Source organism: Flavobacterium sp. WC2416, from assembly GCF_041200095.1.
Classification (GTDB): domain Bacteria; phylum Bacteroidota; class Bacteroidia; order Flavobacteriales; family Flavobacteriaceae; genus Flavobacterium.
Genome location: NZ_CP165626.1, coordinates 551708 through 577465, shown reverse-complemented (window position 1 = coordinate 577465; position 25758 = coordinate 551708). Strand labels below are relative to the sequence as shown.

The window sequence follows — 25758 nt, the reverse complement described above, 5'->3', positions numbered from 1 at the left end:
CAGATTCCACAGATTAGCGCAGATTTTCTTTTTGCACTGTTCTAAATTCAATAAATCGGTACAATCCGTCAGCTCTGCGGGATAAAATTCTAGCACCTTAAAAAAAATTAAACATATAAATAAACAAAACTTACATGACCTTAAATACCTTATATGGTTGAAATCTCTACTTTTTAGAAAAAAACTTTAATGACTTATATGTTAAAAAAATTTAACCATATAATTCATTTAAGAAATGTGATGCGTCTACTCAGTATTCCCTTATGGAACGCGGATTATCGCATATCATTTTACTTTGTTCTATCATAAAAAATCTGTGAGAATCTTTTTAATCTGCGGTTCTATTTTTTTTACCACAGATTCCACTGATTAGCGCAGATTTTCTTTTTGCACTGTTCTAAATTCAATAAACCAGTTCAATCCGTCAGCTCTGCGGGCTAAAATTCTAGCACCTTAAAAAAAATTAAACATATAAATAAACAAACATAAAACTTATATGACCTTAAATACCTTATATGGTTTAAAGCTTCTACTTTTTAGAAAAAAACTTATATGACTTATATGTTAAAAAAATTTAACCATATAATTCATTTAAGAAATGTGATGCGTCTACTCAGTATTGCCTTATGGAACAGTGATTATTGCATATCATTTTACTTTGTTCTATCATAAAAAATCTGTGAGAATCCTTTTAATCTGCGGTCCTATTTTTTTTACCACAGATTCCACAGATTAGCGCAGATTTTCTTTTTGCACTGTTCTAAATTCAATAAATCGATACAAACCGGTTCAATCCGTCAGCTCTGCGGGCTAAAATTCTAGCACCTTAAAAAAATTAAACATATAAATAAACAAAACTTACATGACCTTAAATACCTTATATGGTTGAAATCTTCTACTTTTTAGAAAAAAACTTACCTGACATATATTTTAAAAACTTTATTGTTTAGCGCGTTCGTATTGTTTTGGCCAAACGGTTTCTGCTTGTAAATCATGAGCAAATGTCAATCCTAAATTGGGGTCTCTTAATGATTCTCTAGCAAATAAAACCAAGTCGGCTTTTCCAGAAGCAACAATTTCTTCGGCTTGGTGCGCTTCGGTAATTAAACCTACAGCACCGGTTAGAATTCCTGTTTCTTTTTTAATGCGTTCCGCAAAAGGAACTTGGTAATTAGGCCCCAAAGGAATTTGTTGGTGTGAAACCGCCCCACCCGAAGAGACATCAATTAAATCCACTCCTTTTTCTTTTAGTATTTTCGAAAGTTGTACTGATTCCTCCGCATTCCACCCTCCATCTGCCCAATCGGTAGCCGAGATTCGAACGAACAAAGGCAAATCTTTTGGCCATTCCGTTTGTACGGCAGCTACTACTTCAAGCGTAAACCGAATTCGGTTTTCAAAACTTCCTCCATATTCATCCGTTCTTAGATTCGACAAAGGCGAAAGAAACTGGTGTAACAAATACCCATGAGCGGCATGAATTTCCATTACTTTATAACCGGCTTGCACGGATCTTTTGGTGGCTGATTTAAAATCAGAAAGTACTTTTTGAATTCCGTTTTTATCCAAAGCCACAGGACTTGCTTCATTATCATGATAGCCAATTTCAGATGACGCTACGGTTTGCCATCCCCCTTGAGTCGCGTCTAATTTTTTATTGCCTTCCCAAGGAGCCGAAACACTCGCTTTCCTTCCAGCATGTGCGAGTTGGATTCCAGGAACTGCATTTTGACTTTCGATAAATTGATTGATTTGAATGTATTTCTCGATATGAGCGTCACTCCAAATTCCAAGATCGCCAGGAGAAATTCTTCCTTCGGGGGAAACGGCTGTCGCTTCTTGGATGACTAATCCAGCTCCACCTGATGCGCGACTCCCTAGATGTACCAAATGCCAATCATTGGCAAACCCATCTATAGCAGAATATTGACACATGGGTGAAATGGCAATGCGGTTTTTAAGGGTGATATTTTTTATTTGAAGTGGAGAAAATAATTTTGAGGACATACTTTATATTTTTAATGTATTATAAATGAGAACAACGGAAAAACCGTTTTTGAAAAGTAAAGTTACGGGACATCAACCAAAGGAAAAATTCAAATTCTAATAATTAACAAACATTTAAAAGGGTCTGGAACAATTATTGCAAATTAAACAAATAGAAAACCTTACTTTTGTGAGTTATAAAAAGAATTAAAATTTAAAAATGGATCTATTTATCAAGCTTTCTCAATTTTTATTGAGTTTATCATTACTTATTATACTTCACGAATTAGGACATTTTATTCCTGCTAAGTTATTTAAAACCAGAGTCGAAAAATTCTACTTGTTTTTTGACGTAAAATATTCCCTTATAAAAAAGAAAATTGGAGAGACTGAATATGGTATCGGTTGGTTGCCTCTAGGAGGTTATGTAAAAATTTCAGGAATGATTGACGAGAGTATGGACAAAGAGCAAATGGCTTTGCCTCCACAACCTTGGGAATTTCGTTCTAAGCCTGCTTACCAACGTTTGATTATCATGTTAGGTGGTGTGACCGTGAATTTCATTTTGGCTTTTATTATTTATATCGGAATGGCATTTGCTTATGGAGATACATTTGTAGCCAATACTGATTTCAAAGATGGGATGCTAATCGAAAATCCTGTGATGATAAAAGCAGGATTTAAAACAGGTGATAAAATATTGGCTGCTGATGGTGTCACTATTGCAAAATTTGATAACGATATCAACATGAAAATCATCATGGCTAAAAAAGTGATGATTGAAAGAAACGGAATTCAACAAGAAATAAAAATGCCAATTGATTTTGTAGATCAATTATCAAAGTATGAAAAAGGTTCCCTAATTGCTATTCGTATGCCATTTGCCATTGGTGCTGTTAGCGAAGAATCTCCAAACACTAATTTACAAGCTAAAGACATTATTACTTCTTTAAACGGACAACCAACAAAATATTTTGATGAAGCTAAAGTGATTTTAGCAAATAGCAAAGGAAAAACCATTCCTGCAACTATACTTCGTAATCAAAAAGAAGAAAACATTACTCTAATAGTATCTAAAGATGGAAAACTAGGAGTGAATGCAGGCGGAATAAGCATGGAATCTTTAGAAAAACTAGGATATTACAAGGTAAGCACAAAAGAATATGGTTTAATTGAGGCAATTCCTGTGGGAATCACCAAAGGGAAAGACCAATTAGTAGGATACGGAAAACAATTAAAAATGATTTTCAGTCCAAGTACGGGTGCTTACAAACAAGTAGGTGGTTTTAAAGCCATATTTGACATTTTTCCAAGTACATGGAGCTGGGAAGTTTTTTGGAGAATCACGGCTTTGTTATCAATTATGCTGGGTGTAATGAACTTATTGCCTATTCCAGCGCTTGATGGTGGTCATGTCATGTTTTTATTATACGAAATTGTTTCTGGTAAAAAACCATCAGATAAATTCTTAGAGAATGCTCAAATGGTTGGTTTCGTATTACTTATAACACTGTTACTATTTGCTAATGGAAACGACATTTACAAGTCAATTATAGGGAAGTAAAAAAAAGTAAAAAAAATTTAATTTTTACTTGCAGAAATGAAATTTACCCCTATCTTTGCACCGCTTTACAAGTGAAACAAACGGCACTGCTAAGCACACAAAAACGTTCATTCAGTATCAGAATAAAAATATACAGTTTCCTTCTTAGCTCAGTTGGTTAGAGCATCTGACTGTTAATCAGAGGGTCCTTGGTTCGAGCCCAAGAGAGGGAGCTTTTTAAAAAGACTTTACAGCAATGTAAGGTCTTTTTTGTTTTTACTACTTTCGTATTTGGGGGCAGCTCGCGTTCTAGAGTGCCTTAGTTTTATAAAAACCCAAAATATCCACTACACCCTTTTTTAAAACCTCTTTGTAGTACAGGAGCTATTCCTGCCTTTCCTTTCATTCTTATGTATAGCCTTAGCTTTTCTACAGCATAAAAGGAGCTTCTTGCAGTCGCTCTTTTATACCTAGAAAAACAGCAGCCTCTCGCATAAGGAATTCCATTGCAGTCAGGGCTAGGGGGATTTGAGTTTAAGGGAAACATCGTTCCTATTATTTAATAATTAAGACCACAGCAAGAAAAGCTTTTGATACAACTTAAAAAACACCATAACACTACTAAACTTGATACTTGTTGAGAATAAACCTATATATTTGTAAAGCATAAAAATAAAAACATTGTAAAATTTACTTCCCATAAAAGGAAAACTTTTACACGAAACCAAGGTTAGGTAATGAAAAAAGTTGAAGTAGTCGCAGCAATAATATATTTTAAAAATCAGATTTTATGTGTTCAACGGCCTAAAAACAAACTCAGTTATATATCCGAGAAATTTGAATTTCCTGGTGGTAAAATAGAAGAAGGTGAAACACAAAAAGAAGCCTTAAAGCGTGAATTAGTTGAAGAGTTAAATATTGATACTGAAATTAAATCTCTCTTTGTAACAGTCGTACACAAGTACCCAGATTTTGAATTGACAATGCACAGTTACATTTGTGAAGTGCAATCTAAAGAATTAACTCTAAATGAGCACATCGCTAAAGAATGGTTAAGTTTAAATGAACTTAAAAAACTTGATTGGGCAGAAGCAGATATTCCTATTGTCAATAAATTAATAATGAATGGATAAGATAATTCAAATTTTCAATTCCAGTTTACAAACAGGCTACGTAGATAAAAATATTTTATCCGATCTAGCATACCAACCAGAGTTGCTTGTAAATCAAAAAAATCCACCCAAAAAAGTACTTACAACAATACTTCACGAACTTGAAAATTGTAATCAATTTTATATCTCCGTAGCTTTTGTTACAACAAGTGGAGTAGCTACTATAATAAACAAATTAAAAGAATTAGAAAACCGTAACATAACCGGTCAAATCTTAGTTTCTCAATATTTGAATTTCACCCAACCTGAAGCATTAAGAAGGTTATTACAATTTAAAAACATTGATTTACGCATTGCAACAACTGGTAACGCACATGCCAAAGGTTACATTTTTAAAAATAAACATCATTATAACTTAATTGTAGGTAGTAGCAATTTAACAGATAGCGCTTTATCTACTAATAAGGAATGGAATATAAAAGTATCAGCCTTAGATGAAAGCGGTTTAGTTGGCAAAGTACTAGGAGAATTTCAAACTGATTTTGAAAAAGCAACTCCCGTAACAGTTGACTTTATTTCTCATTATGAAGAAATTTATAAAAAGCAATTTCTTAATAGTAGAACTCAGGAAGCAGATGATTCTTTAACAGAAATTAATCCTAATGCGATGCAAGTAGAAGCATTAAGGAATTTAAATAATTTACGAAAAAGCAATAAAAATAAAGCTTTAATAATTTCTGCGACAGGAACAGGAAAGACCTATTTATCAGCATTCGATGCAAAAGCATTTAATCCTAAAAAGTTGCTATTTGTAGTACATCGTTTGACCATTGCAAAAGACTCATTAAAGACTTTTCAAAAAGTTTTTGGGACAACAAAAACAATGGGATTATTCTCTGGTGAAAAAAGAGATTTAGATTGTGATTTCGTGTTTTCAACAATTCAGACAATTTCAAAACTTACGCATCTTGAAAACTTTTCAACAGATCATTTCGATTACATTATTATTGATGAAACACATCGATCTGGCGCAGATTCGTACTTGCGTTTAATAGATTATTTTGAGCCCAAATTTCTCTTAGGAATGACTGCAACTCCTGAGAGAACTGATGGTAACGATATATTTCAACTGTTTGACCACAATATTGCTTATGAAATTAGATTAAACCGCGCAATGGAAGAAGAAATGCTAAGTCCATTTCATTATTATGGTGTCTCAGATTTATTAATTGATAATAATGTGATTGATAATAAATCGGACTTCAACTTATTGGTTTCTACTGAAAGAGTAAAAAGAATAATTGAACAAGCTAAATTTTACGGCAGTGATAACGGTATCACCAGAGGATTAATTTTTTGTTCAAGAAAAAAAGAAGCGATTGAACTATCTAACTTATTTAATTCAAATGGCCTTAAATCCATTTCCTTAACTGGTGATAGTTCAGAAGCAGAAAGGTCAAAAGCAATTGAAAGATTAGAATCGGATAACATAAATGACAAGCTTGATTATATATTTACTGTTGATATTTTCAATGAAGGGATTGATATTCCTAAAATTAATCAGATAATAATGCTTCGACCAACTGAATCAGCTATCATTTTTATTCAGCAATTAGGTAGAGGATTAAGAAAAATTGAAGGGAAAAATTATGTAACTGTTATTGATTTTATTGGAAACTATGAAAACAACTATCTAATTCCAATTGCACTTTATGGAGATACCTCGTATAGTAAAGATTCTCTTCGAAAATTAATTACCGAGGGTAGTAGAATGATTCCTGGCTCATCAACAATTAATTTTGATGAAATCACTAAAGAAAAAATATTTCAATCTATTGACTCTGCAAACATGCAATTGTTTTCTGATTTGAAAAAAGATTACAACTTATTAAAATTCAAACTCGGTAGAATACCAATGATGATGGATTTTATAGAACATGGCTCTAGAGACCCTTATTTGTATGTGAATTATATCGGCTCATATTATAATTTCATTATCAAAGTTGAGCAAGAATACAATTCCGATTTAAAATCGGAGCAAATTAAACTTTTAGAATTGTTTTCGAAAGAAATAAATAATTCCAAAAGAGTTGAAGAAAGTTTAATCATCAAACTATTAATTAGCAACGGTTCTCTTTCAATAAATAGTTTAAAAGAAACGATATTAAAAAAATATCATTATTCAGTTTCTGAAGAAACAATTCAATCTTGTATCACAAACTTGAATTTTGAATTTATTAGAGAAAAAAAAGAGGGGAAACTTATTTCAGCAAAGGAGATTTATAATTTAGATATTATAAAATTAGAAAATGACAATTTCATTTTCTCAACTACATTTCTTTCGTATTTAAGTCAAGATATTTTCAAAGCTTTTCTACTTGATTGTACCGATTATTCAATTTATGAATTTGACAGACAATTCGAACCAAATAACTGGCAAGAAGGTTTTGTACTATATAGAAAATATTCTCGTAAAGATGTTTTTAGAATATTGAATACTAAAGAAAATCCTGTAGCACAAAATGTAGGCGGGTATTTAGTAAGCCCCGATAATACTCATTGTCCCATTTTTGTAAACTATCACAAAGAAGAAGAAATATCTGAATCTACTAAATATGAAGATAAGTTTGTAAATGCTAAGGAATTTGATTGGATGTCAAAATCAAATAGAAAAATAAATAGCAATGACGTTCAATCTATTCTGGGCAAAAACGGTCCAATTAGACTTCCTCTTTTTATCAAAAAAAATAATGATGAAGGAATGGACTTTTATTATATGGGAGAAGTAAGCCCTGAAATGAATCAGATTGAGCAAACTACGATGGGTAATGATAGTGGGAAACAAGTTTCAGTTGTTAAAATCCGTTTCAATTTAGCTAATCCCGTTTCACCTTCGATGTATAATTATTTGGAAGAAAAAGTAACTGTTAAAGCTGCAAAACCTGAAAAGAAAGTCGAAAAGAAAGGGTTTCAATCAACTATTGATTTTGAACCCGTTTTACACAATCCAATTCCTTTATACGATTTCTATGCAGCAGCTGGAACATTTAGTGAAATTCAATCTGAGAGAGAATTTACCTTAATTGAAGGACCTGCAAATTCTAAAAGCGACTATTTTGCATGTAAAATCATTGGAGAATCAATGAGTAGAATTATTCCAAATGGATCGATATGTTTGTTTAAGCCTTATACTGGCGGTAGTAGAAATGGAAAAATAGTTTTAGTTGAAAATATTGACATTCAAGATCAGGATTTCAATTCGGCTTTCACAATTAAGACCTATTCAAGTGAAAAAGTAATATCTGATGAAGGTTGGGAACATACTTCGATTGCTTTAAAACCAAATTCGTTTGACTCTTCCTATAAAGATATTATTATTAATGAGGAAAATGGTACTTCTATGCGAGTTGTTGGAGAATTTGTTTCAATTATTACATAAAATCAAAAATTTTAATCCACAAAAGAAAAACAAAAAAAGACAATCAACACTATATGTTTTGATTGTCTTTTTTAATTTGTATGCGGCACTTACTTTATTTGCTATGGCAATAAATCAATACCCACCACGATTCCCATCCAACACCACCCACTTTTTATCGCTGTTCAATCTAAAGGTGCCAATGTGCTCTCTATTCCATTCTTGTGGGCTTATCAACGATAAGAAGTTGACTCCTGCCCCATCGCGATACAAATGATAGATCTCGCCTATAACGGGCTCAAAAGAGAACTTCGCACTATAGACCAACTCGTTCCATTCGTATTCTTCCATCAGTTTTTGATACTGCAATTGGAGTTCGTTAAATTTATTACCTAGCTCTTTGTTTACATTCTCAATACCCCTACTTTTCCAAGAAACTACATCATCTACTCTAATTACCGGAGCACCCACATTAGTGCCATAAGGCAATATATTAGAATTAAATCCTTCATCAATTGAATATACCACATTATCAGGTATTTTACTTTTCATCATCTGCTCCTTTAATTTAAAATGACTATCTATTTTTTTGTTTAACAATTTAAACACAAAGATAAACAAAAAAAATAATAGACCCTTTTTTTAATTCAACTTACTATTATTTTCTCGATTGGACTGAAACGTCTTTCCAAAAAATAGATGATCAATGTTCTTAGGTGATTAAAAAATCAAAGACATTGAATAACATCTCACAGGTTAGGTGTACTAAATTGTGTTGGGTTTTATTTTTTTATTTATATTTAACAGTTCTTTAATTAATAACCAAGTAATTAGTATACATTTTTAAAGAATTAATAACTAAACTATCAATTGAAACTATAAACTAAAACGTATTTGCAATGGGAAAAGCACTTTCAAGAAGAAATCTCCTTAAAACTTTAGGCCTTGTTACTGGAGGTATATTAACGATGCCTTTACATGGATTTGCCGAAACATCGATACGATTGCATCTTCCCGATCCAAAAAAGTATCCCGCTCCAATAAAACCAGTTACCGCTATTACACTAGGCGCTGGAAATCGTGGTAATGTATATGGTAATTATGCCGTTCAATATCCAGAACATTTAAAAATTGTAGGAGTTGCAGACCCCATTGATATAAGAAAAGAGCGCTATAGTGAAAAACACGCTATTCCTGCCGAAAATAGATTTGTAACCTGGGAAGATGTTTTTAAACGTCCCAAATTTGCTGATGCCATCATCATTTCTACACCCGATAATTTACATTATGGGCCTTGCATGAAAGCGCTGTCAATGGGTTACGATATCTTACTAGAAAAACCTATTGCACCCACTGAAAAAGAATGTCGAAAAATATTGGCTTTAGCCAAAAAAACAAACCGTATCGTGGCGGTATGCCATGTATTGCGTTATTCTCCTTATTTTATCAAAGTAAGAGAGCTCATCCAAAAAGGATCAATTGGAGAACTAATTAGTATTCAACATCTCGAACCGATCCAGCATATCCATATGTCCCACAGTTATGTACGTGGCAACTGGCACAATAGTAAAGAAACTACGCCTATCATTCTGGCCAAGTCATGCCATGATCTTGATATTTTGCGATGGTTGGTAGGCAGTTCTTGTGAAAAAATAACGGCTTTTGGTGACTTAAAATGGTTTAAAAAAGAAAACACTCCTGTAGGCGCAACGCCTCGTTGTACGGATGGATGTGCAATAGAAAAAGAATGCCCGTATAGTGCTTTGAAAATTTACTACCGAGACAGACAGCGAACCCATGTATTTGACCTTCCTACCGAAGTAGAAAAACAAGGAGAAGCTATATTAGATCGCCTGAAAACTACTAATTACGGCCGTTGTGTGTACCAAATGGACAACGACCAACCCGATCATTACACGACCAACCTTCAATTTTCTAATGGCGTTACAGCAGCATTTAGTATGGAAGCGTTTACCTCTTATGAAGGAAGACGCACCCGTGTCATGGGAAGTCATGGAGATATTGTTGGGGATATGTCGCAATTTACATTAACTAACTTTTTAACTGGCGAAAAAACCGAATGGCAACAAAACAGTGATGCCCATGGTGGAGGCGATTGGAATTTAGTCTCCGATTGGATACAAGCCGTATCGCAACAAAATGCAGGTTTACTATCTTCCTCTATAGACGCCTCAGTGGAAAGTCATATTATTGGGTTTACCGCCGAAAAAAGCCGCTTAAAAGGAACAGTAGAAAAGGTGGTCTTATAAAGGTTAAATTGGCTTATCTCCAGTCGTTCATTAGAGAAAGCCATTACTAAAAACATTTCATTAATTCACTAGTTGAAAAAGCTGCACACCATCCTTTTCTAAAATAAAACCTACATGGAACTACAAAAAAAACGATACCTATCATTAGACATTTTTAGGGGTCTAGATATCGCCCTTATGATCATTGTTAACTCTCCAGGGAAAAGCGCCACTACTTTTGCCCCCTTATTGCACGCCAAATGGCATGGATTTACACTTACTGATTTGGTCTTTCCTACGTTCCTTTTTATTGTAGGGAATTCTATTAGTTTAAGCATGAATAAATACAGCCATTTATCTGATAAAGTGTTTTTAACTAAAGTACTAAAACGGACAGTACTACTCTTTCTACTTGGGTTTTTAATGTATTGGTTTCCGTTTTTTGAAAATGGCGCACTGAAACCCTTGAGTGATACGCGGATTTTTGGTGTCCTGCAAAGAATTGCTTTGTGTTATTTTTTTGGCGCTATTATTTTACGCTTTTGGAAAACCGAAGGAGCAATCATTTTTAGTATCATCGCACTGCTGTCTTATCAATTTTTGCTCTATACATTTGGTGATCTCACGCTAGAAGGAAATGCAGTATTAAAACTAGATACTTGGTTAATTGGAGCAAATCATATGTATCATGGTGACGGAATCGCATTTGATCCTGAAGGCTTGCTTAGTACCCTTCCCGCTATTGTAAACGTTATTGGTGGTTATCTTGCGGGTTCGTTTCTTCAAAAAAGCGGTCAAAATTATAATACCATTATGAAAATGGTTCTTGCTGGTATCGTTTTAATTATAATTGCCGTAGGATGGAACTCTTTTTTACCCATAAATAAAAAATTATGGACCAGTTCCTTTGTTGTGCTTACTATTGGTCTCGACCTCATTATCCTTTCAGTATTGGTTTACCTATTGGATATCTTAAAAAAGACCAAATGGACTTTCTTTTTTGACGTTTTAGGTAAAAATCCATTGTTTATTTACCTCCTTTCGGAATTGTTAGTAATCACGCTTTATCAATTTAAAATAAAAAACACTTCGTCCTATGATTGGATTGCAGAGAATGTTTTTGTGGCGACACTTGGGGATTATATGGGTTCTTTAGGATTTGCTGTTTCCATTCTGCTGACTTGCTGGATCGTGGGTTATTTTCTAAATCGAAATAAAATTTATATCAAGATTTGATTCATTTTCACTATTTGAAGAATTACAAATAGAGAATGAATCTTTTTAATAATAAAAAAGACTTTACAGCAATGTAAGGTCTTTTTTGTTTTTAAGCCATAGTGAAATCAAGACTTTAGCACGTTTAACTATAAAAGGGGAATTTTTGTCGGTTGACAACTTCTACAATGATTTTAGGAAAAAAAGAAATCCAATTCGGTAACACTTCTTTTATAAAAGGTATCCTCCTTTTAAAATGATGCCAAACCCCTATCCCACCTAACCCAAAAGTTATGAAAAAAAATTCCAAGTTTTATTACTTTTAACCTCAACTCCAATTTTAGTAATAAACCTATCTTTTAAATAAATTTTAAAATAAGGCTTTTATAAAAACCAAACCTTTACTAAATTACGTATCTAGACATACAAAACCGTACTAAAATGAAGAATCCCCTTTTCAACAAAAAATATGTAACGATTGCTTTTTTATTTTTACTTACTCTTTTTACTGCCACTAAAGCAAATGCCCATGTTGCCATAGTCGATTTAGAAGACATGTCGGCCACTGACACGGTTTTTCTATACATCAAATTGGGTTTTGAACACATTATCCCACTTGGTATAGATCACATTCTATTTGTGCTCAGCTTGTTTTTACTAAGTCCTAAATTAAAACCTGTGTTGATGCAAGCAACGGCATTTACCGTTGCGCATACAGTTACTTTAGGATTATCGATGTATCAAGTTATTAATCCGCCAAGTTATATTGTAGAACCTATCATTGCGATTTCTATCATGTATGTTGCGATGGAAAATATTTTATCCAAACAATTAAAAAAGACCCGAATAGGAATTGTATTTCTATTTGGATTAATTCACGGAATGGGATTTGCAAGTGTTCTTAGCGAATTGGGTTTGCCCAAAGAATCTTTTTTAACTTCGCTACTGATGTTTAATGTTGGCGTAGAGTTAGGGCAAATTTCAGTAATTGTTTTAGCCTATTTCTTATTAGCAAAATTCTTTGGCGATAAGCCATATTATCGCAAATACATTGTAATTCCTGTATCTGCGGCCATATTCCTAATTGCAACCTATTGGACTATCGAACGCATATTCTTTAGCTAATACCAACTTATTGTAAGCATGTTGTTTCTACATAGATAATGACATAAAAGCTATTAAAAAGTGACTTCTATACAAATCCATCACCTTCCACAATCACTCATTTTACAAGTTAGCTCAGATTATTAAAATCCATGACGAATAAATAATTCTAAAAATGAGTGTTACTTAAATCATTCGATTTACTAAAAAACAAAAAGGAGATACTAATGATGTAAATTAGTATCTCCTTTATTATTAAAAACCTGTTTTGCTTAGCGCAAATTATTCCAATTTAGATTCTAAATCCCTGCCAATACTTGGACTCAAATCGTAGAAGTTTTCATTAGCGGCTTTAAAAAATGCTGTGGCATTATAGCCTTTTTTGCTTGCTTCCATAAGCCTACCCATATAATAAAGTTCCAATGCTTCCAATGGTTTGCCAGAAATGTGTTTTTTATAGATTGCGTTTGCTTCGTCTATTTTGTTATTGTTCAATAAGGCAAATGCATACCAAGAATACGTTTGTGGCGTAGCTCTATTTTGTAATTCGGCTTTAGCCAAAGCCTCTGCTTTACCAGGGTTTTTAAGGATTCCAGTATACAATTGAATTAAATATTTATTGTACATTTTACCATAAATAGAGTCGGTAACAATTGCCTCAAATTCCTTCGCATATTTGGCTTCGGCAACTGCATCTTTTTTATGCTGTGCCACTAGAATTAGTTTGTATAACGGATCTGGAGATTTTGTTTTGGTTTGAACAAATTCGAATATTTTTGTAGCCAAGGCATCTTTACCGTCATTTACCAATGCAATCCATCCGATTCCCATTAAACTATGTAAATCAGAATTATTGATTTTTAAAGATTGTTGGTAACAAGCTAGTGCTTTATCCAATTTTCCGGCGTGTGTGTAAAGATCCCCAACATTGGACAGCGCAGTCGATTTAAGTATTGGATTGTTTTCTACAAGACTGTCTGCTTTTTCCATTCGGGAAATAGACTCCTCTAATTCTCCTAAATAATGTGCCATTTTTGATTTTCTAAATTGATAACCAAAATCTTTAGGATCTTTCATTTTATCTAGATTTGCCGTGGCTTCTTCTATATTTCCTAACTCAAAATCGACGTCAAAAGTAGTCGCATAACTTTCGGCATTTTTAATTCCAATAGCCTTAGCTTGCTTTAAATAATTTTCAGCATTTTTAAAATGATGCTGTAAAATAGCATTAGAGCTTAACGCCAAAAAGGGTCCAGCTTGTTTATTTTCAAATTTATTTTCGATATCCAAAAGTAAACTATCCGCTTTTGTAACATCATTAATATCTCCTGTTAAATGAAAACGCGCTACCAGATTTCCAGCATATCTCGATTTATTTACCATATCAAAAGCATTACCGTTAATACGACTTTGCCAAAATTGTATTTCTTTTTCATTATCTGTTATGGCTTTTGGAGTGCCATAGTTAGTAATTAAACTATCGATATACGTTTCGGCAACCAATTGCTTTTGGTTGTGTTTGCACTGTATAAATAAAAGACTACTGAATAAAAGGACGGTGATTTTTAAAATGCGCATGGTTTCTGTTTTTTTTATATACGAAAACAAAGTAATCTTGGATTGGAATCTTTGGAAAATTATGGCAATAAGCTCCTAAGTTAACTCATTTAATTTCAATAATTATACATACCAACAATCAGGTTAAAACCAAAGGACAAATGACTAAATCGAGAGTCCTTATTTAGTACTTAAACCACCTAAAAAAATAAGCTAAATTGACAAAAAGCCAGTTTTTAATTAAATAAACATCTAAAATTTACTGTTATAATTTTGTGCGTTTTTATTAAATTCGTTTTAAATTAACAATATAATTTTTATTTAAAAAAAAATTAATAAATTAGAATACTAAATTAATTTTTATGAAACGTCGCCAATTTATTCAAACTACTGCCCTATTTTCTGTAGCCTCATTCGTAAACGCAAATGAACTATTTGTCAAAAATCCACTTATCAATAAAGTAGGATTGGGATTGTTCTCTATCCCTAAAATGTTAGAAAATGACTTTGATGGAGCCTTTGCAATGTTAGCTAAAATGGGATACAAAGAAGTGGAGTGTTTTGGACCTTATGAATTCAGTACCGAAAAAGCAAAAACTTCATGGAATGCGGTTACACCACAATTAGGATTCAAAGGAAGTGGTTTCTTTAATAAAACAGCTTCTGAATTTTATAATGCAGCAAAATCAAATGGAATTAGTATTCCTTCTATGCATACTGACTTTGATACACTACTAAATAATATGGGCCCATTGGCGGAAGCCGCTAATTTAATAGGTGCAAAATATGTGGTACTCCCTTCGATTCCTGATGCCGAAAGAAAAACCTTGGATGACTATAAACGCACAGCTGAAAAATTCAACATAATAGGTGATCAAGCTAAGAAAGCAGGAATCCGTTTTGCTTATCACAATCATGGATATGGCTTAAACCATGTGGATGGGGTGATGCCATTGGATATTATTTTTAATCAAACTGACCCCAATTTAGTCTTTTTTGAAATGGATCTTTACTGGACAATTGCTGGTGGAGCAGATCCTGTTGAGTTGTTTAAAAAACACAAAGACAGATATAAAATGGTACATATAAAAGATATGAAAGAAGCTAAAAGATTCTCAGGAGATGGTGGTGATGCTTCCCAATGGATTAGTCTTTTTCCTTTCATGACTTCATGTGGTGAAGGTGTGCTAGATTTATCTACAATACTTACAGCCGCAAAACAAAATGGTGTTGAGCATTTCTTCGTCGAACAAGATATGGTACAATCGCCTGACATTGCTTTGAAAAAAAGTATCGATTATTTAAAAACGCTGTAATTTATTTTTATACTACTACTTTAGATCGTTTTTAGCTTCTTTTTTATTTTATAAAAAGAGATTAGACTTTTTAAAACGAATGGAGTTCTATGTCCTAATTTACAACTGAACTGATTTTTAAATTCGATACTTAAAACCCTCAAATTCAAAAATGAATGGCAATGTATTTTATTTCCTTTAGAGAAAGTACGTCTTTCTATCGGCGTTCTATAGGAAACTGTCGATTTGCATTTTAAGACTTAATTTATTGCGTATATTTATTTTTTAAATTGCAACAAATGAAACCTTTTTCAGTCAAAGACATTTCTATTTTTTCAAAAGCTTTGATCTTTTTAGGGCTGCTTATAGTTCAAAGTATGCCACTATATATGAATATTAGTTTTCCAATAGAATTTTGGTTAAAACAAACTTTCATGTATTTTATATGGATTTTAGTGTTTTATATCACTTATAAAATAATTATCCCAAAACTTTTATTTCAAGGTAAGAACGGCTTTTTTTTTATCGCAATATGCGCTCTAATAGTTTTGGTTTTAAACATTAGTGATACGTATACTTCGTTTACAAATCTTGATGTTATTTTAAACCAGCATTTTAAATTATCCAAAAAAGACAATATGCATGGTGCTTTGATTTCAAATTTAAGCGAAATCATAATAACCTTACTAATGGTGGGTGCCAGTACCGTAATAAGTGTGGCCAAAAAACTGCAAACAGAAACACAAGTGCGCCAAAATCTGGAAAAGGAGAAAGTCATTTCAGAACTCTCTTTTCTAAAATCCCAAATCAACCCACACTTTTTTTTTAATATCCTAAATAGTATTTATGCCTTAGCGGGTACCGAAAATAATCCTGCACGTGAAGCCATTTATACTCTATCTCACATGATGCGATATGTATTGTATGATACCAAAAATAATCTAACTACGCTACGTAAAGAAGTAAACTTTGTAGAAGATTACCTTAAACTGATGGAGTTGAGAATTACGGATAAAGTGCAGGTAATATTTGATAAACCAAAAAACATAAAAGATGTAGAAGTTGCGCCAATGCTATTTTTACCTTTTATCGAAAATGCCTATAAACACGGAATTAGCGGGATTTATCCAAGCTATATTTACATAGGTATTGAACAGTCGGAAAAATCTATTCAAATTGAAGTTCGCAATTCTATATTCGAAAATCAAACACTAAGTAAAGAAGAAAGTAACGGAATTGGGTTAGTCAACACCCGCAGAAGACTCGATCTAATATATCCAAACAAGTATGAATTGACAACCACCGAAGATCTAGTTCAAAAGGAATACTGTGTAACCTTAAAATTACAAATCTCATGATATTAAAATGTATTGCGGTTGATGATGAACCGCTAGCGCTACAAATTATAGTTTCATACATAGAGCAATCACCTTCCTTGTCGTTAATAGGACAATTTTCGAATGCCATTGAAGCATTAAAAACAATTCATGAGCAAGATATAGACATATTATTTCTTGACATTAGAATGCCCGACATCAATGGAATTGAACTCGCTAAAATTGTAGAACAATACCGTGTAAAAGGGAATTTAAGAATCATATTTACAACTGCTTTTGATCAATATGCGCTTGACGGCTATAAAGTAGATGCTCTTGATTACCTCCTTAAACCTTTTAGTTTTCTTGATTTCAATAAATCGGTTGCAAAGGCGCTTGGATATTTTGAACTTATTAGAAATCCAGAACAGGAAATAAGAAAATTTAGCCCTCCTATTCCCGAAGCCGAAGTAGCTTACATTTATCTAAAATTTGAATACCAACTCGTACGAATTGCTGTTGACGATATCATTTATATTGAAAGTATGAAAGATTATGTAAAAGTGTATCGACTAAGTGAAGACAAGCCTTTATTGTCTTTAACCAGTATGAAATCTCTTGAAGAAAAGCTTCCCGAAAATAAATTTATGCGCATTCACCGATCTTTCATTGTGTCTTTGGACAAAATAAAATCAGCCACTAAAAATTCTGTACAAATTGATAAAGTAACCATTACGGTAACAGATCAATACAAAGAGAATTTTATAGCATTCTTCCAAGGGTGGTCTTAAATTTTTAAAATACTAAACTTCCGTCGACGTTCTCGGTCTCTCTGTCGAATGTGCTGGTATATGTTCCTATTAAGATATTGCTTTGTACTGAATCTAAACGAATTGATTAAAACGATTCTCCGAGATTTAGAACTTAAAATATCTTAAAAATGAAAAAAATTATCCTGCTCACCGTGTTGCTTTTTTCTGCCATAGCTGTACAGTCACAAACTTTTACAGGTACATCTAGTTTAAAAGGTAAAATAACTGGTACTGTCATCGATTCGATAACAAAGGCTCCAGTAGATTATGCTTCTATAAGCATTTCTAAAATTAATTTAGACAAACCCTTAACTGGTACTTTGACCGATGCTTCTGGAACCTTTAAATTAAATGAAATTCAAGTTGGAACTTATACCCTTACCATTTCATTTATTGGCTACAAAGACAAGACTATTAAAGAAATAACTACAACTGATTCAAAATTAGATTTTGAAATTGGTGAAATAGCCTTGAGTCCTGAAACGAATACTTTGAAAGAAGTGGTAATTGTAGGAACAGCACAACAGGTAGTTAATAAAATTGATAAAATCGTTTACAACGTAGAAAAAGACCTAACAGCTGGTGGTGGTAATGCTACTGATGTATTGCAAAAAGTACCTATGGTAAATGTAGATATCAATGGAAATGTATCGATTCGTGGAGACGCAAATGTACGTGTATTAATCAACGGAAAACCATCAGGAGCTACTTCTGCCAACCTTGCGGATGTGTTGAAAACAATCCCTGCTGACCAGATTAAAAACATAGAAGTGGTTACTTCGCCTTCGGCAAAGTATGATGCAGAAGGATCTGCAGGAATCATAAACATTATTACTAAACAAAAAAGCACTTCGGGTGTAAGTGGATCTGTAAGTGGTGGTATTGGTACGAGACAAAATAACTTTAATGCCAATGTAAATTACAACAAAAATCGTTTCAGCCTTTCGGCAAATGTTGGATTCAACAATGGATGGCCACAAGAATCATCATCTGAATCAACACAAGCTTTTGACAATAGTTCAGCCAAAAGTCTGCAAGTTACCAAAGGTATAAACGAAGTAAAACGCAGCGGTTTACTAGCATCCGTAAACGCTGGATATGATTTTAATACTTTCAATAGTTTGACTACTACATTTAGATACAATAAGGGAGGATTTGAGCGAACAGGTACAAATGATAATCAATTTACTGATTATATGAATGCTTCAAATAGTAGTGTTTATAAAGGAGAAAGCAGTTCTAAAAATGCATTTGGAGGATTTGATTGGAATCTAAATTATGCTCATAAATTCTCAAAAGAAGGACATGAAATTACCTTTTCATCACAATGGAGTCACAGCATTGTAGAAACTAATTATCAAAATATATACTCTAGTTTTTATACCAACCAAAAGGCGAATAATGACGGAGCAAACAATGAATACACCCTACAATTAGATTATACTTTACCAGTAACCGAAAAATTCAAACTGGAAGCGGGTGGTAAATCAATCACCAGAAGGATTTCAAGTGATTTTCAAAATTATGTTCCTGATAGCCAAAACGCATTTGTTTTTGACCCTATTAGTTCTAATTTATACAATTACAATCAAGATGTTACTTCAATCTATTCCGTGGGAACGGTAACTTTACCTAAAGGTTTTACGGTAATGGCGGGAGCACGATTTGAAAATACAGCTATCAAAGGCGATCCTACAAATGAGCTACAAACTAATTTAAATCCATTTAAAATCAATTACGGAACCTTTATTCCTAGCTTTACTTTACAAAAAGCATTATCGCAATCGGCATCATTAAAATTGACTTATAGCAAACGTATTTCAAGACCAAGCCTTACTTACTTGAACCCGTTTATCAATAAATCAAATATTCAAGCACAAACACAAGGAAATCCAACACTTGATCCTGAAGTTTCTCAAACTGTAGAACTAGGGTATTCTACCTTTTCACAAAAGCGCACGATAAATATTTCGGCTTATTATAAATACACTGCCGATTTAATTGAAGGCATTGCAACACCATTGCAAGACGAAACAGGAACAATTACAAATTATCAAAATATTGGAAGCAATAAATCATTTGGAATGAGCTTTTTTGGATCTGTAAATCCGTTTAAAATTTTAACCCTACGTGGTAACTTTAATGCTTTTACTTACAAGCCAGATCCAACAGGAATTTACAGCTTAGAGCAATCAAGTAATGGAACATCCATTCAATATTCCGCATTTGTAAGTGGTACATTGCAATTAAAAAACAACATTGCAGCCGAAGCTTTTATAATCCAAAATTCGTCTAAGAAAACGCTTCAAGGAACCAGTCCCGCTTTTAATCTAATGGTTTTTGGTGTCAAAAAACAATTCTGGAATAAAGCCGCATCACTTGGTGTTAATATAGTATCTCCGTTCAAAAAAGAATTAGAATTTAAACAAGTTTCAAGCGGACAGGGATTCAGTCAAAGCAGTACCTTTAAATTCCCAATCCGTTCATTTGGACTTACCTTCAGCTATAATTTTGGTTCCATGAAATTCACTGGAGCTAAAAAGAAAGGCATCAATAATGATGATCTTAAAGAAGGAGAACAAAACAATCAAGGTGGTGGTATGCCAGCAATGAAATAAGAAAATAAGACCTGCCAGAAAACTCAAAAAGGTTTCAGGATAAGCTCCTGAAACCTTTTTTTTAGTCACTTTATTATGATAAATTCTTTAGCTTTTTTAATTAAGGAATTAATCTTTCTAGGCGGAGCTTTTCAAATAAATCGTAAAAAGATTCTTCAGTTCTCTGATAAACACTAAAGCCCAGTGTACGACTTTTAGACATATCAGTCATCACTTCTATGGGGCGTCCCAAGTCAAGATCCGTATGCCAAGGAGAGGCCAATCTATCTATATTTGATTCTTCAAGAGCATGTTCCAGAGCTATTTTTTCCCAAACAGGAGCTTGATTTTCCATTTGCTCCTCAAGAGGATGAATCATACCATCATAACCTATTGCCTCAATCCCGAACGAAGATGCTATTTTTCCCCACAGCCATTTCCAACGAAAATAGTCTCCATTTACGACATTAAATGCTTCATTTTTGGCCGCTTCCGTAGTAGAAGCCCAAATTAAATGCTCTGCTAATACTCTAGCATCCGTAACATCCGAAACTCCATTCCATTGCGCTGCTGAACCTGGCCACTGAAACGGTTTTCCCGTTTCTTTGCAAATGCTAGCATACACAGCAAGGGTTGTTCCTAGATTCATTAAGTTACCCACCGCTTTCCCAATAACAGTGTGCGGACGGTGAATGCTCCATGTAAAACCATCACGTGCTGCTGCGGCATAAACTTCGTCCTCTTGCGCATAGTAAAAGTTTTCTATGTCAAGACGAGGTTGTTCTTCTCTAAATGGGGTTTCAGGTAAAAATCCTTCTTTGGCGTAAGCCTCAAAAGGTCCAAGATAATGTTTCAATCCTGTAACAAGCGCTACGTGCTGCACTGATTTTTTAGAAGATAAGGCCTCTAGAAGATTTTTAACCATCAAGCTATTTACTCTTATATTTTCAGCTTCAGTATCCTGACGCATCCAACTTGTAATGTAAACATGGGTAGGAGAAACATCTTTTAAAGCTAGCTTTAAATTTTCAAGATCTAAAAGATCAGCAGCAACAGGCTGTAGATTTTCTATATCTTTTCGAGGGTTTCTGGCTAAACCAAAAGTGATCCAGCCTCTAGCAATAAGTCTTTCTGCAAGATTATTACCTGTAATCCCTGTTGACCCAACTATTAACGCTATATTTTTCATATTTGTGTTTTTAAATTTTGAAGTACAAAATTCGAAAACAGCCATGGAATAATATAGGACATACATCACATCTTTTTTGTGACCTATATCACATCAATGCGTTAAACGACTCAATGTCTCTCTCGAAATTCCAAGATAAGAGGCTATTAAAGTTTTAGGAATACGGTGAATCAAATCTGGATATAATTGGATAAATTGCGCATATCGTTCCTCAGAATTCTTGCTCATTAACGATAGAATCCTGCTTTGAAGTGCAATATTACCAGCGGTCATTTTTTGCAAAAAGAAGAACTCCATTTTCTGTAACTCTGCGCACAGCTTTTGCCTGTTTTCAAGAGTGATGTAATACGTTTGTGCATCTTCTAAACAATCAATATTGAGTGTGGCATTTTGATTATTATAAAATCCGTGACTATCCGTTACCCACCAATCTTCCATGGCAAATTGAAGAATATGACTCTTACCCGAGTGGTCTATATAATATGATTTCAACAAACCTTTAACTACGAAATGAACATACGGAACGGGATTATCTTGCTGAACTAGATATTGATGTTTTTTATATTTTCCTATCGAAAAGTGAGAAAGCACAAATAGAAATTCATCATCCGTTAATAATACTATTTTCTCAATATGTTGTCTTAAAATTGCTTCCATTATTTGTTTTTAAAAAACGGTATAAAAATAATTAAAAAAAGGAGACTGACTACAACTCACAATTATTGGGTTTTATTTATTAAAGGGTGACTGCTTGAAGTATAACTTGCTTTTTATTTGATAAGATACAAAATAGTAGGGATAATTAGATCATAAGCAGTAGTATTAACCGGCTTGATTTAACTATTTCGTTTTTGATTAAATATTCAAAACCATTCACCGCTTTTTCTGTTACTCAGCAAAATAATGCACAAAAGAAACTTTTATAAACGTAAAATCTACATTTGAATTATAGGTGTCAAATAAAGGAGCAGTTTTTCTCTTTTTTTATTTTAAAAATTTCGATATTTACATTTAAAAATAAATAAATGATGGTACGAAGAAGATTTATAGGATCAACAGCTTTATTGGGAATTGCTGGTATTTTTGGATTTGCAAAACGACCAATTGAAAAACCTTTATTACACCATGTATTTTTTTGGTTAAAAAACCCCGAATCCGAAGCGGATAAACAACAATTAATTTCTGGTCTAAAAACCTTAGCTGCTATTCCAACAATTCGTCATATTCATGTAGGTGTTTTGGCCTCTACTGAGAAACGGGAGGTAGTCGACACTTCCTGGGATGTTTCGGAACTCATGTTTTTTGATGATGAAGCGGGTCAAAAAGTATATCAGGATCACCCAATTCATCAAGCTTTTGTGAAGAACTGTTCCCATCTTTGGACCAAAGTACTTGTTTATGATTCTATTGATGTGTAACCAATGAAAATGAAATTATCATGAATGTTCTATTCTAAAAGTAGCATTACAATTGAAGTTTGAAGAATTATTTCTTGAAACCTTTCTTATAGAAAATCGTGAAGTAAATAAAACTAAAAAAAATATTTACTTGATTAAACCTTTTATAGCTTTTGAGGTCAAATAAAGAAAAATAAAAAACTATAAAAAAACCATTTACTTATGTCAAAAAAACAAAACCTTAATGCGACAATGCGCATAGTTCACCGCTATCTAGGCTTTTTCCTTGCTGGAATTATGGCTGTTTATTCCCTAAGCGGATTAGTATTAATTTTTAGAGATACTAGTTTTCTAAAACAACAAAAACAGATCGTTAAAACAGTAAAGACCAATGCTAGTGGAGAGGATTTAGGTCGTATGCTTGAGATCCGTGGTTTTAAACCAGATCGTGAAGAAGGTGACGTTGTTTATTTTAAGGATGGAACTTATAATAAAAAAACAGGAGTAGCTGACTATAAAACAGAAAGCCTTCCTGCAATTGTAGAAAAAATGACGCACCTGCATAAGGCAAGATCAGGAGAACCATTATTCTTTTTGAATGTCTTTTTTGGACTATCACTTTTCTTTTTTGTACTATCATCATTTTGGATGTTTATGCCAAAAACAACAATATTTAAAAAAGGACTATACTTTACCGCTGCAGGTATTGTATTAACCTTAATTTTATTATTTATATAGATTTAATTATTAATTCGATTACAGTTTTTATAAATAAAACAAAAGCCTGACAATGTTGTCAGGCTTTTGTTTTTAAATGATCATCGTCAACTGAATGCGTTTTCTATCCTCATCGACTTCAGTAACTTTTACCTGAACATGTTGGTGTAGCTTCACCACTTCGTTTACATCGCTTACAAAGCCTGCTTTGAGCTGAGAGATGTGAACTAAACCACTTTCTTTGACTCCAATATCCACAAAACAACCAAAATTGGTAATGTTGTTGACAATTCCAGGTACTATCATTCCTGATTTAACGTCTTTTATCGTTTTTACATTGGGATCAAATTCAAATACTTTAGCTGATTTTCTTGGGTCTAATCCTGGTTTTTCAAGCTCTTTTATAATATCTTTCAATCCTAGTAATCCTATCTCTGGTGTGATATAATTCTCTGGTTTGATTAGGGCCGTTTTTTCTTTATTGGCAATTAAATCATTCACAGTCAATTTTAAATCTTTGGCCATTTTCTCTACAATTCCATACGATTCTGGATGAACAGCCGAATTATCCAACGGATTTTTAGGATTCGAAATTCGGATAAAAGCGACTCCTTGTTGGTATGCTTTTTCACCCAATCGAGGTACTTTCTTCAGTTGTTTTCTGTTTTCAAAAGGACCATTCTCCGAGCGGTAGTTCACAATGTTTTCGGCTAGCTTCTCTCCTATTCCACTCACATAACTCAACAAATGTTTACTCGCCGTATTGATGTTTATTCCAACCGAATTCACGCAACGAATTACTGTATTGTCTAATTCTTCTTTCAGTTTCGTTTGATCTACATCATGCTGGTATTGACCTACGCCAATAGCTTTTGGGTCAATTTTTACCAATTCCGCCAAAGGATCGCTCAATCTTCTCCCGATAGAAACTGAACCTCGAACCGTAACATCATAATTAGGAAACTCGTCTCTTGCAATTTTAGAAGCTGAGTATACCGAGGCTCCAGCTTCGGAAACTATGAAGACTTGTACTGGTTTATCGAAAGCAATTTTCTTTATGAAGAATTCAGTTTCCCGTGAAGCAGTTCCGTTTCCTATCGATATAGCATCAATTTTATAAGAATTCACCATCGAACGAATTTTTTTCATCGCCATCGCTTCCTCTTTTTGTGGCGCGTGCGGATAAATGGTTTCGTTGTACAACAAATCTCCTTTTTCATCCAAACAAACAATTTTACAACCCGATCTAAAACCGGGATCAATGGCTAAAATTCGTTTTTCTCCTAAAGGCGGTGCTAGTAACAACTGCCCTAGATTATTAGCAAAAACTTGAATCGAATTGGCATCCGCCTTGGCTTTTGCTTCTTGCAAAGCTTCATTGGAAATCGCTGGATTCAACAATCGTTTGTAACTGTCTTCAATAGCCAATTGTACATGTGGAGTTGCTTTATTTTGTCCTTTTAAAACCAATTCATCAATAATAGCATAGGCATCATCGATATCAACGGCCACTTTAAACTTGATAAAACCTTCATTTTCGGCACGAAGCATCGCTAATAAACGGTGTGAAGGTGCTTTCGTTAACGGCTCTGACCAATCAAAATACTGATTGAATTTTTGTGCGCCTTCCTCCTCTTTCTTGGTTTTAACTACCTTAGTTGTAATCGTCGCTTTGCGCTCGTATAAACGGCGCAATTGCTTACGAACATATATATTTTCATTAATCCATTCGGCAATAATGTCACGGGCGCCTTGTAGGGCTAAATCTTCGTTAATTATAGTATCATTCAGGTATTTTGTAGCAATAAAATCAACATCATCGTTATTTTGTGCCATGATAATTTTAGCCAATGGCTCTAATCCACTTTCGCGAGCAACATCAGCCTTAGTTTTTTTCTTCTTTTTAAAAGGCAGGTAGAAATCTTCTAATTCTTGTAAATCAAAACTTTTATCGATTTTAGCAAACAATCCTTCGTTCATAGCACCTTGCTCCATGATTGATTTTAAAATCGCTTCCTTGCGTTTTACAATCACCTCATATTCTTTTTGAAACTTGGCTATATTTTCAATTTGAACTTCATCTAGATTTCCTGTAGTGTCTTTTCGATACCTAGAAATAAACGGAATCGTACAATCTTCTTGTAAAAGTTCAACTGTTTTTTGAATGTTAATCGCTGCTGTAGCTACAAATTTGGAGATGAATTGTATGTTGTTCATTTTAATTTTTTTCGAACAGCTAAAATAATATCTT

General features: G+C 33.4%; 18 protein-coding genes and 1 tRNA gene. 13 read left to right on the top strand and 6 right to left on the bottom strand.

The features are described 5' to 3' along the window. Nucleotides 1-939: 939 nt before the first annotated feature. Nucleotides 940-2007 (bottom strand): NADH:flavin oxidoreductase/NADH oxidase, encoded by a 1068-nt coding sequence (locus AB3G39_RS02530; protein ID WP_369765933.1) that lies wholly within the window; start codon nucleotides 2005-2007, stop codon nucleotides 940-942. Nucleotides 2008-2206: 199 nt separating this feature from the next. Here AB3G39_RS02530 and rseP point away from each other — a divergent pair, with 199 nt between their 5' ends. The 4 genes from rseP (at nucleotide 2207) to AB3G39_RS02510 (ending at nucleotide 8080) form a co-directional block, all read left to right on the top strand. Beyond that, on the top strand, nucleotides 2207-3550 hold the full coding sequence (gene rseP, locus AB3G39_RS02525; RefSeq protein WP_369765932.1) for an RIP metalloprotease RseP: 1344 nt from the start codon (nucleotides 2207-2209) through the stop codon (nucleotides 3548-3550). A gap of 138 nt (nucleotides 3551-3688) precedes the next feature. Continuing rightward, nucleotides 3689-3762 (top strand) — tRNA-Asn (locus AB3G39_RS02520). A 504-nt stretch (nucleotides 3763-4266) separates the two neighbouring features. Then, nucleotides 4267-4662: a (deoxy)nucleoside triphosphate pyrophosphohydrolase gene (locus tag AB3G39_RS02515; protein ID WP_369765931.1), complete on the top strand. Its 396-nt coding sequence runs from the start codon at nucleotides 4267-4269 to the stop codon at nucleotides 4660-4662. Continuing rightward, complete coding sequence (locus tag AB3G39_RS02510) at nucleotides 4655-8080, top strand: DUF3427 domain-containing protein (protein ID WP_369765930.1); 3426 nt, start codon at nucleotides 4655-4657, stop codon at nucleotides 8078-8080. The genes AB3G39_RS02515 and AB3G39_RS02510 overlap by 8 nt, the downstream gene beginning before the upstream one ends. 114 nt (nucleotides 8081-8194) lie before the next feature. On the opposite strand, the gene AB3G39_RS02505 is transcribed toward AB3G39_RS02510, so the two are convergent. Beyond that, complete coding sequence (locus AB3G39_RS02505) at nucleotides 8195-8611, bottom strand: DUF2452 domain-containing protein (RefSeq protein WP_369766256.1); 417 nt, start codon at nucleotides 8609-8611, stop codon at nucleotides 8195-8197. Between the two features lie 347 nt (nucleotides 8612-8958). On the opposite strand from AB3G39_RS02505, the gene AB3G39_RS02500 reads away from it, so the two are divergent. The 3 genes from AB3G39_RS02500 to AB3G39_RS02490 all read left to right on the top strand — a co-directional run bounded on the left by AB3G39_RS02500 (nucleotide 8959) and on the right by AB3G39_RS02490 (nucleotide 12648). After that, entirely contained in the window at nucleotides 8959-10329 is a 1371-nt protein-coding gene (locus AB3G39_RS02500) for a Gfo/Idh/MocA family protein (RefSeq protein WP_367772705.1), read from the top strand. Between the two features lie 114 nt (nucleotides 10330-10443). Then, nucleotides 10444-11544 (top strand): acyltransferase family protein, encoded by a 1101-nt coding sequence (locus tag AB3G39_RS02495; RefSeq protein ID WP_369765929.1) that lies wholly within the window; start codon nucleotides 10444-10446, stop codon nucleotides 11542-11544. Nucleotides 11545-11964: 420 nt separating this feature from the next. Beyond that, entirely contained in the window at nucleotides 11965-12648 is a 684-nt protein-coding gene (locus AB3G39_RS02490) for a HupE/UreJ family protein (protein ID WP_369752847.1), read from the top strand. A gap of 261 nt (nucleotides 12649-12909) precedes the next feature. Here the strand turns inward: AB3G39_RS02490 and AB3G39_RS02485 are convergent, their stop codons facing one another. Next, a complete protein-coding gene (locus AB3G39_RS02485; protein ID WP_367772711.1) occupies nucleotides 12910-14205 on the bottom strand; it encodes a tetratricopeptide repeat protein in 1296 nt (431 codons plus the stop codon). A 341-nt stretch (nucleotides 14206-14546) separates the two neighbouring features. On the opposite strand from AB3G39_RS02485, the gene AB3G39_RS02480 reads away from it, so the two are divergent. The 4 genes from AB3G39_RS02480 to AB3G39_RS02465 all read left to right on the top strand — a co-directional run bounded on the left by AB3G39_RS02480 (nucleotide 14547) and on the right by AB3G39_RS02465 (nucleotide 20225). Then, nucleotides 14547-15500: a sugar phosphate isomerase/epimerase family protein gene (locus AB3G39_RS02480; protein WP_367772713.1), complete on the top strand. Its 954-nt coding sequence runs from the start codon at nucleotides 14547-14549 to the stop codon at nucleotides 15498-15500. 278 nt (nucleotides 15501-15778) lie between these two features. Further along, nucleotides 15779-16837, top strand: coding sequence for a sensor histidine kinase (locus AB3G39_RS02475; RefSeq protein ID WP_367772715.1), 1059 nt, complete (start codon nucleotides 15779-15781; stop codon nucleotides 16835-16837). Next, complete coding sequence (locus AB3G39_RS02470; protein WP_367772717.1) at nucleotides 16834-17586, top strand: LytR/AlgR family response regulator transcription factor; 753 nt, start codon at nucleotides 16834-16836, stop codon at nucleotides 17584-17586. The genes AB3G39_RS02475 and AB3G39_RS02470 overlap by 4 nt, the downstream gene beginning before the upstream one ends. Nucleotides 17587-17735: 149 nt before the next feature. Beyond that, nucleotides 17736-20225 carry a TonB-dependent receptor domain-containing protein gene (locus AB3G39_RS02465; RefSeq protein WP_369765928.1) on the top strand — a complete coding sequence of 830 codons (2490 nt, stop codon included), beginning with the start codon at nucleotides 17736-17738 and terminating at the stop codon, nucleotides 20223-20225. Between the two features lie 100 nt (nucleotides 20226-20325). Here AB3G39_RS02465 and AB3G39_RS02460 read toward each other — a convergent pair whose 3' ends face one another. After that, a complete protein-coding gene (locus AB3G39_RS02460) occupies nucleotides 20326-21393 on the bottom strand; it encodes an SDR family oxidoreductase (RefSeq protein ID WP_369765927.1) in 1068 nt (355 codons plus the stop codon). A 93-nt stretch (nucleotides 21394-21486) separates the two neighbouring features. Beyond that, on the bottom strand, nucleotides 21487-22050 hold the full coding sequence (locus AB3G39_RS02455) for a Crp/Fnr family transcriptional regulator (RefSeq protein ID WP_369765926.1): 564 nt from the start codon (nucleotides 22048-22050) through the stop codon (nucleotides 21487-21489). 368 nt (nucleotides 22051-22418) lie between these two features. On the opposite strand from AB3G39_RS02455, the gene AB3G39_RS02450 reads away from it, so the two are divergent. Both AB3G39_RS02450 and AB3G39_RS02445 read left to right on the top strand, forming a co-directional pair. Continuing rightward, nucleotides 22419-22811: a Dabb family protein gene (locus tag AB3G39_RS02450; protein ID WP_367772725.1), complete on the top strand. Its 393-nt coding sequence runs from the start codon at nucleotides 22419-22421 to the stop codon at nucleotides 22809-22811. Between the two features lie 201 nt (nucleotides 22812-23012). Next, nucleotides 23013-23528: a PepSY domain-containing protein gene (locus tag AB3G39_RS02445; protein ID WP_367756184.1), complete on the top strand. Its 516-nt coding sequence runs from the start codon at nucleotides 23013-23015 to the stop codon at nucleotides 23526-23528. A 72-nt stretch (nucleotides 23529-23600) separates the two neighbouring features. Here AB3G39_RS02445 and AB3G39_RS02440 read toward each other — a convergent pair whose 3' ends face one another. Further along, complete coding sequence (locus tag AB3G39_RS02440; RefSeq protein WP_369765925.1) at nucleotides 23601-25724, bottom strand: Tex family protein; 2124 nt, start codon at nucleotides 25722-25724, stop codon at nucleotides 23601-23603. Nucleotides 25725-25758 lie beyond the last annotated feature (34 nt).

What these genes read in the sequence shown, in the direction of transcription:
- AB3G39_RS02455 (WP_369765926.1), bottom strand. Translation starts at nt 22,050, where the DNA reads ATGGAAGCAATTTTAAGACAACATATTGAGAAAATAGTATTATTAACG.
- rseP (WP_369765932.1), top strand. Translation starts at nt 2,207, where the DNA reads ATGGATCTATTTATCAAGCTTTCTCAATTTTTATTGAGTTTATCATTA.
- AB3G39_RS02470 (WP_367772717.1), top strand. Translation starts at nt 16,834, where the DNA reads ATGATATTAAAATGTATTGCGGTTGATGATGAACCGCTAGCGCTACAA.
- AB3G39_RS02495 (WP_369765929.1), top strand. Translation starts at nt 10,444, where the DNA reads ATGGAACTACAAAAAAAACGATACCTATCATTAGACATTTTTAGGGGT.
- AB3G39_RS02515 (WP_369765931.1), top strand. Translation starts at nt 4,267, where the DNA reads ATGAAAAAAGTTGAAGTAGTCGCAGCAATAATATATTTTAAAAATCAG.
- AB3G39_RS02490 (WP_369752847.1), top strand. Translation starts at nt 11,965, where the DNA reads ATGAAGAATCCCCTTTTCAACAAAAAATATGTAACGATTGCTTTTTTA.
- AB3G39_RS02445 (WP_367756184.1), top strand. Translation starts at nt 23,013, where the DNA reads ATGTCAAAAAAACAAAACCTTAATGCGACAATGCGCATAGTTCACCGC.
- AB3G39_RS02530 (WP_369765933.1), bottom strand. Translation starts at nt 2,007, where the DNA reads ATGTCCTCAAAATTATTTTCTCCACTTCAAATAAAAAATATCACCCTT.
- AB3G39_RS02465 (WP_369765928.1), top strand. Translation starts at nt 17,736, where the DNA reads ATGAAAAAAATTATCCTGCTCACCGTGTTGCTTTTTTCTGCCATAGCT.
- AB3G39_RS02460 (WP_369765927.1), bottom strand. Translation starts at nt 21,393, where the DNA reads ATGAAAAATATAGCGTTAATAGTTGGGTCAACAGGGATTACAGGTAAT.
- AB3G39_RS02510 (WP_369765930.1), top strand. Translation starts at nt 4,655, where the DNA reads ATGGATAAGATAATTCAAATTTTCAATTCCAGTTTACAAACAGGCTAC.
- AB3G39_RS02440 (WP_369765925.1), bottom strand. Translation starts at nt 25,724, where the DNA reads ATGAACAACATACAATTCATCTCCAAATTTGTAGCTACAGCAGCGATT.
- AB3G39_RS02475 (WP_367772715.1), top strand. Translation starts at nt 15,779, where the DNA reads ATGAAACCTTTTTCAGTCAAAGACATTTCTATTTTTTCAAAAGCTTTG.
- AB3G39_RS02450 (WP_367772725.1), top strand. Translation starts at nt 22,419, where the DNA reads ATGATGGTACGAAGAAGATTTATAGGATCAACAGCTTTATTGGGAATT.
- AB3G39_RS02505 (WP_369766256.1), bottom strand. Translation starts at nt 8,611, where the DNA reads ATGAAAAGTAAAATACCTGATAATGTGGTATATTCAATTGATGAAGGA.
- AB3G39_RS02480 (WP_367772713.1), top strand. Translation starts at nt 14,547, where the DNA reads ATGAAACGTCGCCAATTTATTCAAACTACTGCCCTATTTTCTGTAGCC.
- AB3G39_RS02485 (WP_367772711.1), bottom strand. Translation starts at nt 14,205, where the DNA reads ATGCGCATTTTAAAAATCACCGTCCTTTTATTCAGTAGTCTTTTATTT.
- AB3G39_RS02500 (WP_367772705.1), top strand. Translation starts at nt 8,959, where the DNA reads ATGGGAAAAGCACTTTCAAGAAGAAATCTCCTTAAAACTTTAGGCCTT.